This window comes from Citrobacter sp. CK194, from assembly GCF_030333395.1.
GTDB classification, from domain to species: domain Bacteria; phylum Pseudomonadota; class Gammaproteobacteria; order Enterobacterales; family Enterobacteriaceae; genus Citrobacter_B; species Citrobacter_B koseri.
This window is the reverse complement of sequence record NZ_JAOWGA010000012.1, coordinates 1-13,618: the sequence shown is the minus strand read 5'-3', so window position 1 is coordinate 13,618 and position 13,618 is coordinate 1. Positions and strand designations below refer to the sequence as shown.

At 53.2% G+C, this 13,618-nt stretch carries 15 protein-coding genes and 1 rRNA gene; 8 read left to right on the top strand and 8 right to left on the bottom strand.

Going from position 1 to position 13,618, the window contains the following annotated elements; all coding sequences use genetic code 11:
- The first annotated feature begins 88 nt into the window (after window positions 1–88).
- The 3 genes from ldcC to tilS all read left to right on the top strand — a co-directional run bounded on the left by ldcC (window position 89) and on the right by tilS (window position 4,055).
- Entirely contained in the window at window positions 89–2,227 is a 2,139-nt protein-coding gene (gene ldcC, locus OGX80_RS00815) for a lysine decarboxylase LdcC (protein WP_012133971.1), read from the top strand.
- Window positions 2,228–2,286: 59 nt separating this feature from the next.
- Window positions 2,287–2,676: a VOC family protein gene (locus tag OGX80_RS00810; RefSeq protein ID WP_115181971.1), complete on the top strand. Its 390-nt coding sequence runs from the start codon at window positions 2,287–2,289 to the stop codon at window positions 2,674–2,676.
- A gap of 62 nt (window positions 2,677–2,738) precedes the next feature.
- The gene (gene tilS, locus OGX80_RS00805; protein ID WP_049007928.1) at window positions 2,739–4,055 is read left to right on the top strand and encodes a tRNA lysidine(34) synthetase TilS; all 1,317 of its coding nucleotides are present in this window, start codon (window positions 2,739–2,741) and stop codon (window positions 4,053–4,055) included.
- Between the two features lie 83 nt (window positions 4,056–4,138).
- Here tilS and rof read toward each other — a convergent pair whose 3' ends face one another.
- Together rof and OGX80_RS00795 are read right to left on the bottom strand one after the other, a co-directional pair.
- On the bottom strand, window positions 4,139–4,399 hold the full coding sequence (gene rof, locus OGX80_RS00800; RefSeq protein WP_024130681.1) for a Rho-binding antiterminator: 261 nt from the start codon (window positions 4,397–4,399) through the stop codon (window positions 4,139–4,141).
- A complete protein-coding gene (locus OGX80_RS00795) occupies window positions 4,386–4,586 on the bottom strand; it encodes a YaeP family protein (RefSeq protein WP_012133967.1) in 201 nt (66 codons plus the stop codon). The genes rof and OGX80_RS00795 overlap by 14 nt, the downstream gene beginning before the upstream one ends.
- A gap of 199 nt (window positions 4,587–4,785) precedes the next feature.
- Between OGX80_RS00795 and OGX80_RS00790 the strand changes: the two genes are divergently transcribed.
- The 3 genes from OGX80_RS00790 to nlpE are packed head-to-tail and all read left to right on the top strand — an operon-like array spanning window position 4,786 to window position 6,485.
- Window positions 4,786–5,331: a YaeQ family protein gene (locus tag OGX80_RS00790; protein ID WP_012133966.1), complete on the top strand. Its 546-nt coding sequence runs from the start codon at window positions 4,786–4,788 to the stop codon at window positions 5,329–5,331.
- Window positions 5,328–5,750, top strand: a complete 423-nt coding sequence (gene arfB / locus OGX80_RS00785) for an alternative ribosome rescue aminoacyl-tRNA hydrolase ArfB (RefSeq protein ID WP_012133965.1) — start codon at window positions 5,328–5,330, stop codon at window positions 5,748–5,750. Before OGX80_RS00790 ends, arfB begins: the two co-directional genes overlap by 4 nt.
- A 30-nt stretch (window positions 5,751–5,780) precedes the next feature.
- Complete coding sequence (gene nlpE, locus OGX80_RS00780; RefSeq protein ID WP_115181970.1) at window positions 5,781–6,485, top strand: envelope stress response activation lipoprotein NlpE; 705 nt, start codon at window positions 5,781–5,783, stop codon at window positions 6,483–6,485.
- A 59-nt stretch (window positions 6,486–6,544) separates the two neighbouring features.
- Here nlpE and proS read toward each other — a convergent pair whose 3' ends face one another.
- The 6 genes from proS to metN form a co-directional block, all read right to left on the bottom strand.
- The gene (gene proS, locus OGX80_RS00775) at window positions 6,545–8,263 is read right to left on the bottom strand and encodes a proline--tRNA ligase (protein ID WP_012133963.1); all 1,719 of its coding nucleotides are present in this window, start codon (window positions 8,261–8,263) and stop codon (window positions 6,545–6,547) included.
- A gap of 110 nt (window positions 8,264–8,373) precedes the next feature.
- Complete coding sequence (tsaA, locus tag OGX80_RS00770; protein WP_024130680.1) at window positions 8,374–9,081, bottom strand: tRNA (N6-threonylcarbamoyladenosine(37)-N6)-methyltransferase TrmO; 708 nt, start codon at window positions 9,079–9,081, stop codon at window positions 8,374–8,376.
- Window positions 9,078–9,482: an envelope stress sensor lipoprotein RcsF gene (gene rcsF, locus OGX80_RS00765; protein ID WP_012133960.1), complete on the bottom strand. Its 405-nt coding sequence runs from the start codon at window positions 9,480–9,482 to the stop codon at window positions 9,078–9,080. The genes tsaA and rcsF overlap by 4 nt, the downstream gene beginning before the upstream one ends.
- Before the next feature lie 118 nt (window positions 9,483–9,600).
- Window positions 9,601–10,416: a methionine ABC transporter substrate-binding lipoprotein MetQ gene (metQ, locus tag OGX80_RS00760; protein ID WP_012133959.1), complete on the bottom strand. Its 816-nt coding sequence runs from the start codon at window positions 10,414–10,416 to the stop codon at window positions 9,601–9,603.
- A 39-nt stretch (window positions 10,417–10,455) separates the two neighbouring features.
- Window positions 10,456–11,109 carry a methionine ABC transporter permease MetI gene (locus OGX80_RS00755; RefSeq protein WP_012133958.1) on the bottom strand — a complete coding sequence of 218 codons (654 nt, stop codon included), beginning with the start codon at window positions 11,107–11,109 and terminating at the stop codon, window positions 10,456–10,458.
- A complete protein-coding gene (metN, locus tag OGX80_RS00750) occupies window positions 11,102–12,133 on the bottom strand; it encodes a methionine ABC transporter ATP-binding protein MetN (RefSeq protein ID WP_012133957.1) in 1,032 nt (343 codons plus the stop codon). Before metN ends, OGX80_RS00755 begins: the two co-directional genes overlap by 8 nt.
- 189 nt (window positions 12,134–12,322) lie before the next feature.
- Between metN and gmhB the strand changes: the two genes are divergently transcribed.
- On the top strand, window positions 12,323–12,889 hold the full coding sequence (gmhB, locus tag OGX80_RS00745; RefSeq protein ID WP_047458784.1) for a D-glycero-beta-D-manno-heptose 1,7-bisphosphate 7-phosphatase: 567 nt from the start codon (window positions 12,323–12,325) through the stop codon (window positions 12,887–12,889).
- A gap of 366 nt (window positions 12,890–13,255) precedes the next feature.
- Window positions 13,256–13,618, top strand: a 16S ribosomal RNA gene (locus OGX80_RS00740); the annotation flags it as partial.

Here is a 13,618-nt window from a genome sequence, read left to right as displayed (position 1 = left end):
GAGTAAAAAGGGTCACATTTTGTGGCCCTTTTTTTTATCTGCGGTTTGACCAGGCTATGATTAGCTAAGGTTTTTCCAGGAGGAACGCATGAATATCATTGCCATCATGGGGCCGCATGGCGTTTTTTATAAAGACGAACCCATCAAGGAACTTGAGCTTGCCCTACAGTCGCAGGGGTTTCAGATTATCTGGCCGCAAAATAGCGTCGACCTGCTGAAATTCATTGAACACAATCCGCGAATCTGTGGCGTCATTTTTGACTGGGATGAGTACAGCCTCGATTTGTGTAGCGATATCAACCAGCTAAATGAATACCTGCCGTTGTATGCGTTTATCAATACGCATTCGACGATGGATGTCAGCGTGCATGATATGCGTATGGCACTGTGGTTTTTTGAATACGCGCTCGGCCAGTCAGAAGATATTGCGACGCGCATCCGCCAGTATACGAATGAATACCTTGATAACATCACGCCGCCGTTCACCCGGGCGCTGTTTACCTATGTGAAAGAGGGAAAATACACCTTTTGCACGCCGGGGCATATGGCGGGAACCGCTTACCAGAAAAGCCCGATTGGCTGTCTGTTTTATGACTTCTTCGGGGGGAATACGCTAAAAGCGGATGTGTCTATTTCCGTGACCGAACTGGGGTCGCTGCTGGACCATACCGGGCCGCACCTGGAGGCGGAAGAGTATATTGCCCGCACCTTCGGCGCCGAGCAGAGTTATATGGTGACCAACGGCACCTCCACATCGAACAAAATTGTCGGCATGTACGCGGCGCCGTCGGGCAGCACGCTGCTGATTGACCGCAACTGCCATAAATCTCTCGCGCACCTGTTGATGATGAGCGATGTGGTGCCCCTCTGGCTGAAACCCACGCGCAACGCACTCGGTATTCTGGGGGGCATTCCTAAGCGTGAATTTACGCGTGAGAGTATTGAACATAAGGTTTCGGAGACGGCGCAGGCGCAGTGGCCGGTACATGCGGTTATCACCAACTCGACCTATGACGGCCTGCTGTACAACACCAACTGGATTAAACAAACGCTGGATGTCCCTTCGATCCATTTCGACTCGGCCTGGGTGCCCTATACCCATTTTCACCCGATTTATCAGGGGAAAAGCGGGATGAGCGGCGAGCGGGTGCCGGGAAAAGTCATCTTCGAAACGCAGTCGACGCATAAAATGCTGGCGGCGCTGTCTCAGGCATCGCTTATTCACATTAAAGGGGATTACGATGAAGATACCTTTAATGAAGCGTTTATGATGCACACCTCAACATCGCCAAGCTACCCCATCGTGGCGTCGATTGAGACGGCTGCGGCAATGCTGCGTGGCAATCCGGGTAAACGATTGATCAATCGCTCCGTGGAGCGGGCGCTTCATTTTCGCAAAGAGGTACAGCGGCTGCGCGAAGAGTCAGAAGGCTGGTTCTTTGATATCTGGCAACCGGAAGAGGTGGATGAAGCGGAATGCTGGCCCGTTGCGCCCGGCGAGGAGTGGCACGGTTTTACCGATGCGGATGCCGACCATATGTTTCTCGATCCGGTGAAAGTCACCATTTTGACGCCCGGTATGGATGAGCAGGGCAACATGAGCGAGGAGGGGATTCCCGCCGCGCTGGTGGCGAAGTTCCTTGATGAGCGCGGCGTGGTGGTAGAAAAAACCGGGCCTTATAACCTGCTGTTCCTGTTCAGTATTGGTATTGATAAAACCCGGGCGATGGGGTTGCTGCGCGGCCTGACGGAGTTTAAACGCGCTTACGATCTTAATCTGCGCGTTAAAAATATGCTGCCGGATCTGTACGCCGAAGATCCCGATTTTTATCGTAATATGCGGATTCAGGATCTGGCGCAGGGTATCCATAAACTGATCCGCCAGCACGATCTTTCCGGGTTGATGTTACGGGCGTTCGACACATTGCCCGAAATGAAAATGACGCCACATCAGGCCTGGCAGAGGCAGATAAAAGGCGAAGTGGAGACCATCGCGATTGATCAACTGGTGGGGCGTATTTCCGCCAGTATGGTGCTGCCGTATCCGCCTGGCGTGCCGTTGCTGATGCCGGGGGAGATGATCACCGAAGCGAGCCGTGCGGTACTCGATTTTCTGCTGATGCTGTGTTCCATCGGCCACCATTACCCTGGCTTTGAGACCGATATTCATGGCGCAAAACAGGATGAGGATGGCGTTTACCGAGTGAGAGTCTTAAAAACGGCATGATGGCTTGCCCTCGCGACGGCAAGGCGGGTAACGTGCTGATAACACATTAAGGAGACGCTATGCTGGGATTAAAACAGGTTCACCATATTGCGATTATCGCGACGGATTATGCGGCGAGCAAAACGTTTTATTGTGACGTACTGGGCTTCACGCTGTTGAGTGAAGCGTACCGGGAAGAACGTGATTCCTGGAAAGGCGACCTGGCGTTAAACGGGCAATATGTGATTGAGCTTTTTTCTTTTCCCTTCCCGCCTGCGCGACCGAACCGACCGGAGGCCTGCGGTCTGCGGCATCTGGCATTCAGCGTGGAAGACGTAGACAAAGCGGTAGCGCATCTGGAGGCGAACAACGTTAAATGCGAGCCGGTTCGCGTTGACCCGTTTACGAATAAACGTTTTACCTTTTTCAACGATCCAGACGGACTGCCGCTCGAACTGTATGAGCAGTAAAACTTGTCATCACGGTTTCTGCCCGGTAACGTGCCGGGCAGTGCCACAGTTAAGCAATGATCATGACAACACTCACCCTGAACGCCTCACTCCTGCCATACCGCCAGATTCTGGTGGCCTTTAGCGGCGGGCTGGATTCTACCGTACTGCTGCATCAACTGGTGCAATGGCGAGAACAGCAGCCTGATGTCACGCTGCGCGCCATCCATATTCATCATGGGTTAAGCTCTCATGCCGATAGCTGGGTGACGCATTGCGAGGCTGTGTGCCAGCAGTGGCAGGTGCCGCTGGTTGTCCGACGAGTGCAGCTTCAGGATGAGGGGTTGGGGATTGAGGCTCAGGCGCGCCAGGCGCGATACGCGGCCTTTGCGCAGGCGCTGCATCCCGGTGAAGTCCTGGTCACGGCCCAGCATCTTGACGATCAATGTGAAACGTTTTTGCTGGCGTTGAAGCGCGGCAGCGGCCCGGCGGGATTGTCCGCTATGGGGGAACGCTCGTCGTTTGCCGGAACGCAGCTGATCCGCCCGCTACTTGGGGAAACCCGTGCGGCGCTGGAGCAGTGGGCAAAACGCTATGCGCTGCGCTGGATTGAGGATGAAAGCAATCAGGATGATGCCTACGATCGTAATTTCCTGCGCCTTAGGGTGCTGCCGCTGCTGCAACAACGCTGGCCGCATTTTGCTGAAGCGACTGCCCGTAGCGCCGCGCTTTGCGCAGAACAGGAGCGCCTGCTGGATGAGCTTCTGGCAGAGGATTTAGCGGGCTGTATCACCGCTGATGGAGCATTGCAGTTAGCGCCGTTAATGGCGATGAGCGGCCCGCGACGTGCTGCGCTATTGCGCCGCTGGCTGGCTGCGAAGCATGCGCCGATGCCTTCCCGAGACGGGCTGGAACGTATCTGGCAGGAGGTGGCGCTGGCGCGTGAGGACGCCGCTCCCTGCTTGCGCTTTGGCGAGTACGACATTCGCCGTTATCAGTCACAGCTATGGTGGATAAAATCCGTTACCGGCCAAAGCGCGACGGTGATCCCGTGGCCATCGTGGCAAACACCGTTATCGCTGCCCGTTGGACTTGGGACGGTGCGGCTCGTTCCAGGAGGCGACCTGCGCATGCCGCGTGCCGACGAGCCAGTTAGCATACGCTTTAAGGCATCTGGGTTACTGCATATTATCGGGCGCAATGGCGGGCGTAAGCTAAAGAAAATCTGGCAGGAGCTGGGCGTACCGCCCTGGCGGCGGGATACCACGCCGCTGCTGTTTTATGGCGAGACGTTGATTGCTGCCGCAGGTATTTTTGTTACCTGTGATGGTCTGGCGGAGGAGGGAGCGGGCGTCAGGCTGGAATGGAAGGAAGAGACGTCGTCATCGCGTAATGCCTGATGGCGCTGCGCTTATCAGGCCTACGTATCGCATGGAAAGTAGGCCGGATAAGGTGCTTGCACCGCCATCCGGCAACAAAAGAATCAGGATTCGCTGACGATTACAGTACCGATTTGTGGATGACTGAAGCTGGTAATTTTGTCCAGACGCAGCTCGCGTGTTTCACCGGCGACATCCGCGATCAGATATTCCACGTTTTTGCGCGACACCAGATCGTTGGCTTTCGCCTGTAAAACTTCTCCATCCTTAAGTTCCAGCGTCAGTAACAGATGATGCTGGCAGGCGAGCTCAAGATTGTCGTAATCATCGCAGTTGATGGGTTGATACGTTTCATTCATTGACATAATCGCTCACCAGTAAGTTCGCGGCAGCATATGCCGCCTTTTCCCTGACCGACTCTGAAAGGGCATCGTCTGCTGCCACTTCATTAAGCACTTTCAATACACAACCCAGCGCATCCGGGACATACCCTAAGTCTCCGCTGGCGATTTCCGCATACCGCTTGCGTATTAACTCACAATATTTTTCCACATGCCCTCCTGTCAGCACTCTGACTTAACCGTGGATGCAAGTCTAAGCCTACGAAGATAAACTCTGTTTAGCAAGGTGACTATAACATACCCATCCAGGCAATATCAGCAGGTTGACGGTGCAGGTATACGACATCCGTTAACAGCCTTTTGACGCAGATTTCGCTACAATGTGTCCCTGATTCGAAAGGAGTTCTCTCATGGCGCTTAAAGCGACGATTTATAAAGCCGTAGTCAATGTGGCGGATCTTGACCGCAACCAGTTTCTTGACGCGGCATTGACGCTGGCGCGTCACCCTTCTGAAACGCAGGAGCGCATGATGCTGCGCCTGCTGGCCTGGATTAAATATGCCGATGAGCGCCTACAGTTCACGCGTGGTCTGAGCGCAGAAGATGAGCCTGAGGCATGGCTGCGTAACGACCATCTGGGGATTGATTTATGGGTTGAGCTGGGGCTGCCGGATGAGCGCCGCATTAAGAAAGCCTGTACCCAGGCTGCGGAGGTTGCGCTGTTTGCCTATAATAGTCGTGCCGCGCAAATCTGGTGGCAGCAGAACCAGAGTAAATGCGCGCAGTACGCTAACCTGTCCGTGTGGTATCTGGATGATGAGCAACTGGCGAAACTGAGTGATTTTGCCGGCCGAACCATGACGTTGCAGGCAACGATTCAGGATGGCGCCATCTGGCTGTCGGATTCTCAGAATAATCTGGAAATTCATCTGGCTGCATGGCAACAGCCTTCATGATTGTCATCTCCCGAAATGTCTCGATTCCCGACAATGAGCTGGAAATCACAGCCATTCGTGCGCAGGGAGCGGGTGGACAGCACGTTAATAAGACCTCAACGGCTATCCATTTGCGCTTTGACATTCGGGCCTCTGGCCTGCCAGAGTATTATAAGGAACGTTTGTTGGCTGCCAGCCATCATCTTATTAGCAGCGATGGCGTCATTATTATCAAGGCGCAGGAGTATCGCAGCCAGGAGCTCAACCGGGAGGCGGCTATCGCCCGGCTGGTGGCAGTCATCAAAGAATTAACCGCAGTGCAAAAAAGCCGACGGGCAACCCGCCCTACGCGCGCGTCGAAAGAACGCAGGTTGTCATCGAAGGCACAAAAATCCACAGTGAAGGCGCTTCGCGGTAGAGTTCGTCGTCCTCAGGAGTGACGAGCGGGGATAACATTTCATAAGGAATTTATGGTGAAAACAGCGATATTGTCAGTAGCGGCAGCATGTACGCTCTTTGCCTTGATCGGATGTAATAATCGTACTGAAGTGGAGGCGCTACAGCCGACGCAGACGGCAGAATTAAAACCGATGCAGCAAAGCTGGCGTGGCGTATTGCCTTGCGCAGACTGTGAAGGGATCGAAACCTCTTTGTTCCTGGAAAAAGATGGAACATGGGTGATGAATGAACGTTATCAGGGCGTTCGTGAAGAACCCTCTTCGTTTGCCTCGTATGGCACCTGGGCGCGTACAGCCGATAAACTGGTATTGACCGACAGCAAAGGCGAGAAGTCTTACTATCGTGCGAAAGGCGACGCTCTGGAAATGCTTGATCGTGAAGGTAATCCGATTGAATCGCAGTTTAATTACACGCTTGAGTCGGTGTCTGCCAGTTTGCCCGTAACGCCAATGCCGGTGCGCGGCATGTATTTCTATATGGCGGATGCGGCGACCTTTATCGATTGCGCTACCGGGAAACGCATGCCGGTGGCGAACAATGCTCAGTTGGAACGTGATTATCTGGCGGCACGAGGCGCTGCGGAAAAACCGGTATTATTAACGGTGGAAGGCCACTTTACGCAGGAAGCCAACCCGGATACGGGCGCGCAGGTAAAAACGCTGGTGGCCGATAAAGAGATTAAATTCGTTCCTGGACAGGATTGTTCCAGCAAGTAATTGCGGTATCGACCCCGTCTGGACATTAAAAAACCCCGCTAATGCGGGGTTTTTTGTGTTTAGCCTTTGATGGCTTTCACCAGGAAATCGACGATCTCGCCAGTTTTAATCAACTGCTTCTCGCCGTTACGACGGTATTTGTATTCAATATCGTCGTTGTCCAGGTTACGGTCGCCCAGCACGATAGTGTGCGGGATGCCGATCAGTTCCATATCCGCGAACATGACGCCCGGACGCTCTTTACGGTCATCCATCAGCACTTCGATGCCTTGTGCGCGCAGTTCACCGTACAGTTTTTCCGCCAGTTCCTGCACCCGGAAGGACTTGTGCATATTCATCGGCAGAATGGCAACCTGGAATGGCGCGATGGCGTCAGGCCATACAATACCGCGTTCGTCGTAGTTCTGCTCAATCGCCGCCGCCACCACGCGCGTTACCCCGATACCGTAGCAACCCATCGTCAGGATCTGGTTACGACCATCTTCACCCTGTACGGAGGCTTTCAGCGCTTCGGAATACTTGGTGCCCAGTTGGAAGATATGACCCACTTCGATGCCGCGTTTAATCAGCAGCGTGCCTTGGCCGTCCGGGCTTGGATCGCCTGCCACGACGTTACGGATATCGGCGACTTCTGGTGTCGCGACATCGCGATCCCAGTTGATGCCGAAGTAGTGCTTACCGTCGATGTTGGCGCCTGCCGCGAAATCGCTCATTACTGCAACGGTACGGTCGATCACCACCGGAACCGGCATATTTACCGGGCCGAGAGAACCCGGGCCGGCTTTCACCAGCGCACGAATCTCTTCTTCTGTGGCGAAGGTTAGCGGGCTGGCAACCTGCGGCAGTTTTTCCGCTTTCACTTCGTTCAGTTCGTGATCGCCACGTACCAGCAGAGCAACCAGCGGGTAGCTGCTTCCTTCAACCGCTTTCACCAGCAGCGTTTTGACGGTTTTCTCAATCGGCAGATTGAACTGCTCAACCAGCTCCGCGATGGTTTTCGCGTTTGGCGTATCAACCAGCGTCATCTCCTGGCTGGCAGCCGCGCGCGGCGCTTTCGGCGCAACGGCTTCGGCGAACTCAATGTTAGCCGCGTAGTCAGAAGAATCAGAGAAGATCACATCATCTTCACCGCTTTGCGCTAGTACCTGGAACTCGTGGGATGCGTTACCGCCGATAGACCCCGTGTCTGCCTGTACCGCGCGGAAATCCAGGCCCATACGGCTGAAGATTTTGCTGTAAGCGGCATACATTGCGTCGTAAGTTTCCTGTAGCGATTCCTGAGAGGTATGGAAAGAGTAGGCGTCTTTCATCAGGAATTCGCGGGAACGCATTACGCCGAAACGCGGACGTACTTCGTCACGGAATTTGGTCTGGATCTGGAAGAAGTTCAGCGGCAGCTGTTTGTAAGAACTGAGTTCGTTACGAATCAGGTCGGTGATAACTTCTTCGTGAGTCGGGCCGAGTACGAACGGACGCTCGCCACGGTCAACAAAACGCAGCAGTTCCGGGCCGTACTGTTCCCAACGACCACTCTCTTGCCACAGGTCAGCAGGCTGAACCACTGGCATTGACACCTCGATGGCACCGGCGTTATTCATCTCTTCACGCACGATGTTTTCGACTTTTTTCAGGACGCGCAGGCCAGTCGGCAGCCAGGTATATAACCCGGAGGCGAGCTTGCGGATCATCCCGGCGCGCAGCATCAGTTGATGGCTGATAACCTCGGCGTCGGCAGGTGTCTCCTTCAGAGTGGAGAGCAGATATTGGCTAGTACGCATGTTGTTACGGTTCCAGTTGGACGATCGAACAGGCTCAACGCGAGCCTGACACAAAAAAAGTGATTTAGTTTACCAGCGAGAAAGGGATGTCAAAAGAGAAGGGCGTGAAATTAGCGGGGTTCCAGCGCAAAGACTTCAAAACCCTCTTCGGTGACGCGCCAGCGCACGTTGAAATCGTGCAGCCAGACGGCGTACGTTTTACCGGTCTCTTCACCTTTACGATAGGCGGGACGCGGATCTTGCGCCAGCACTTCGCCGATAAATGTTTTCAGTTGCGGGTAACGCTGTTCAAGCCGTGAAAGCTGTTGGTCAATGTCGGCCGTGAAGCTGACGTGCATCTCTGCAACAGGCGCCTGTTGCGCATAGCTGGCCGTTGCGCCCGGTAATGACTCGGCAAACGGCAGGTAGGGTTTGATATCAATAACCGGCGTGCCATCAACCAGATCCAGACTGCCCAGCTTCAGGATGACTTTCTCTTTCTGACAGACAATCTCTTTCAATTCAACCAGCGACATACCGACAGGGTTAGGGCGAAAGGTGGAGCGGGTCGCGAAGACGCCCATCCGGGCATTGCCGCCGAGACGGGGAGGGCGAACCGTCGGGCGCCATCCGCCAGCCATCGTCTGATGAAAGACGAAGATCACCCACAAATGGCTGAACGCTTCCAGACCGCGAACGGCATCGGCCTGATTATAGGGCGCAACAAGATGCAGTTCGCCGTCGGCGCTTTTTACCAGACCAGGCTGGCGCGGGACGGCGAACTTTTCTTTATAGGGGGAGCGAATAACGCCTATTTGCTCGAACTGAAAACTGCTCATTTAGCCGAGATGTTAAGGGCGGAACCGATGCAAACAGCCTGACGGTAGCAGCCTGGCGTTCCACTGGTGACTTCGCAGCTGTGTAGCAGTACAGCATTCGCCTTCATTTTAGAGGCGTTAATCTGCATGCGTTTACGTGCCGTCGGGATGCTCGGCGGGGAATCCTGATTAGATGCCTGGCAGGAGTCACCGCTGACTTCGCCAAGATCGCGGAACGGTTTACCCACTAACTCTTCGGCGTTGGTGTAAATTCGGACCGGTGCGGCACGCGGCGCTTTCGGTTTTTCCGACTCCGCTTTTGGCGGGGTTGCGGTGCTTTGAACGGGTTCAACAGGGGATCTGCTTAGCATGGAACAACCGCCCAGCATGAGTGCCAATAAACAGATCGGTAAAGCACGCATAATATTTCCTCAATGAATGATCTAATCGTCAGATATTGAATCAGGAGCTTGCATAAATGACAAGACGGGCAAGCGCCCGTCCTGAATGATATTACAGATTGTGGAAACCGCCTAAAAATTACCAGCCTTTAACAGCACCTCCGTTGAAGACTTTATTCGCGGCTTCGTAGACTTCGTCAGACTGATAAGCCTGAACGAATTTCTTCACGTTCTCTGCGTCTTTATTGTCTTCACGCGTTACGATCAGGTTAACGTACGGGGAATCTTTATCTTCCACGAAGATACCGTCTTTTGCCGGCGTCAGGTCAATCTGGCTGGCGTAAGTGGTGTTAATCACGGCCAGGGCAATTTGCGCATCGTCCAGAGAGCGCGGCAGTTGCGGTGCTTCCAGCTCAACAATTTTCAGGTTCTTCGGGTTTTCGGTCACGTCCAGAACGGTCGGCAGCAGGCCAACGCCATCTTTCAGTTTGATTAATCCTACTTTCTGCAACAGCAGCAGTGAACGACCAAGGTTAGTCGGATCGTTTGGTACGGCTACCTGAGAACCATCCTGTAGCTCATCAAGTGATTTGATTTTTTTGGAATAACCGGCAATCGGATAAACAAAGGTATTGCCAACGGCAACCAGCTTATAACCGCGATCTTTGATCTGCTGATCCAGGTACGGCTTGTGCTGGAAAGCGTTCGCGTCGATATCGCCTTTGCTTAACGCTTCGTTCGGTAATACGTAGTCGTTGAACGTCACCAGCTCAACATCCAGACCGTATTTTTCTTTCGCTACTTTTTGCGCGACTTCCGCAACCTGCTGTTCAGCGCCGACAATCACGCCCACTTTGATGTGGTTCGGATCTTTTTCATCCTGGCCGCAACCCACAAGTGCCAGAGAACCAATCAGGGCTCCCACTGCCGCAAAGGTTTTAAATTTGAACGCCATGCTTATTTCCTTAATGAGTCATTTGTGTTGTGTTTAATGTTACTTGTGCGTCACTGCCCGAACGATGCGATCGCCGGATAACTGAATTAAATAAACCAGAACGACCAGTAATACCAGCACCGTATTCATCACGGTAGCATTGTAGCCAATGTAACCATACTGATAGCCAATCTGACCGAGTCCGCCAGCGCCAACGGCGCCGCCCATAGCAGAGTAGCCCACCAGAGTGATCAGGGTAATGGTTGCGGCATTGACCAGACCCGGTAATGCTTCCGGCAGCAGCACCTTACGCACGATTTGCAGCGGCGTGGCCCCCATCGCACGGGAGGCTTCGATCAATCCGGTTGGGATTTCCAGCAATGCGTTTTCCACCATGCGGGCGATAAACGGCGCGGCGCCGACGGTTAACGGCACAATCGCCGCCTGCAAACCGATGGAGGTGCCGACAATCACACGGGTAAACGGAATCATCCATACCAGTAAGATAATGAACGGGATTGAACGGAAGATATTGACGACCGCAGAGAGTGTGCGGTAGAGCTTCGCGTTTTCAATAATTTGCCCTGGACGCGTAACGTACAGCAGTACGCCAACCGGCAGACCAATAACAAAACCAAAAAAGCCGGATACAAAAGTCATCGCCAGCGTTTCCCAGACGCCGCGCGCCAGTAACCACATCATCGCCTCAGACATAACCCAGTACCTCTACTTTCACATGGTGTTCCTGCAACCAGGCAATTGCGGCTTGCGTCTCTTCTTGCGTGCCGTGCATTTCCGTCAGCATGATGCCGAACTTCACGCCGCCAGCGTAATCCATCTGCGCGCTAATAATGTTGTTGTTCACATTGAAGCGGCGGGCCGTCTCAGACAGCAGCGGGGCGTCTACGGATTGTCCGGTAAATTCCATACGCAGCATGGGGACGCTGTCCGCATACGGCTCCGCTTTTAAACGTTCCAGATAATCTTCCGGGATATCCAGATGCAATGTGGACTGGATAAACTTCTGCGCCAGCGGCGTCTTTGGATGGGAGAACACTTCGCTGACCGTATCCTGCTCAATCAGCTCTCCGTTACTGATAACTGCGACACAATCGCAAATGCGCTTAACCACATCCATCTCATGAGTAATAAGAAGAATGGTCAGGCCAAGGCGACGGTTAATATCTTTCAGCAGTTCCAGAATCGAACGGGTCGTTGCCGGATCGAGGGCGCTGGTGGCCTCGTCGCACAGCAGGACTTTGGGATTGCTGGCTAATGCGCGAGCAATCGCCACACGCTGTTTCTGGCCGCCGGAAAGGTTGGCCGGGTAGCTGTCGTGCTTATCGCCGAGCCCTACCAGATCCAACAGCTCTGTGACGCGGCGTTTAATCTCGTCTTTCGGCGTATTGTCCAGTTCCAGCGGCAACGCCACGTTGCCAAAAACGGTACGTGAAGCTAACAGGTTAAAATGCTGGAAAATCATGCCAATCTGGCGACGGGCTTTCGTCAACTCAGATTCAGAAAGGGTGGTCAGCTCCTGGCCGCCAACCAATACGCTCCCTTCCGTGGGACGTTCCAGCAGATTCACACAGCGAATGAGTGTGCTTTTACCGGCGCCGGAGGCGCCAATAACGCCATAAATTTGTCCGGCAGGGACATGCAGGCTGACGTTGTTCAGCGCCTGAATGGTGCGAGTCCCCTGTTGGAACACTTTGGTGATATTCGAAAGTTTAATCATTGATTATTTATTATCGTAATTAAGTTAGCCGTGGCATTTTCTTCTGCCTGATACGGTCGAAGCCGTCAACAAAATGGATGTTAAGGCATCCAGACGTCTAAATCAATCAGGCTTTCGATGATGAGCACTTTCTTGCTCGCTGAAACATGCGATACTAACGGCACATGCCTTATTCAGGAGCTATAAAAGGTGGCAAAGTCCGTACCCGCAATTTTCCTCGACCGTGATGGCACTATTAATGTGGATCATGGTTACGTACATGAAATCGATGAGTTCGAGTTTATTGAAGGCGTCATTGACGCGATGCGTGAACTGAAAAAGATGGGCTTTGCGCTTGTCGTTGTTACCAACCAGTCTGGTATTGCGCGCGGTAAATTTACGGAAGCGCAGTTCGAGACGTTGACCGAATGGATGGACTGGTCGCTGGCGGACCGCGATGTCGATCTGGATGGCATCTATTATTGTCCGCATCATCCGCAGGGCAGCGTAGAAGAGTTCCGTCAGGCGTGTGATTGTCGTAAACCGCATCCCGGGATGCTTATCTCTGCGCGTGATTTTCTGCACATTGATATGGCCGCGTCTTATATGGTGGGTGACAAAATAGAAGATATGCAGGCGGCGGCAGCTGCAAATGTTGGTACGAAAGTATTGGTACGCACCGGTAAGCCCGTTACGCCCGAAGCAGAAAATGCGGCAGATTGGGTGTTAAATAGCCTTGCTGACCTGCCATCGGCGATAAGAAAGCAGCAAAAATAAGCGTTATGATTAAAAGATGAGCGGTTGAGATAAAAATGCATTTTTCCGCTTGTCTTCCTGAGACGACCCCCTATAATGCGCCTCCATCGACACGGCGGATGTGAATCACTTCACACAAACAGCCGGTTGATTAAAGAGAAAAATCCTGAAATTCAGGGTTGACTCTGAAAGAGGAAAGCGTAATATACGCCACCTCGCGACAGAGCGCTAAAGCGCGTCGCAACTGCTCTTTAACAATTTATCAGACAATCTGTGTGGGCACTCAAAGTGACATGGATTCTTAATGTCTTCGGACAATAAATGAATACCAAGTCTCTGAGTGAACACGTAATTCATTACGAAGTTTAATTCACGAGCATCAAACTTAAATTGAAGAGTTTGATCATGGCTCAGATTGAACGCTGGCGGCAGGCCTAACACATGCAAGTCGAACGGTAACAGGAAGCAGCTTGCTGCTTCGCTGACGAGTGGCGGACGGGTGAGTAATGTCTGGGAAACTGCCTGATGGAGGGGGATAACTACTGGAAACGGTAGCTAATACCGCATAACGTCGCAAGACCAAAGAGGGGGACCTTCGGGCCTCTTGCCATCAGATGTGCCCAGATGGGATTAGCTTGTTGGTGGGGTAACGGCTCACCAAGGCGACGATCCCTAGCTGGTCTGAGAGGATGACCAGCCACACTGGAACTGAGACACGGTCCAGACTCCTACGGGAGGCAGCAGTGGGGA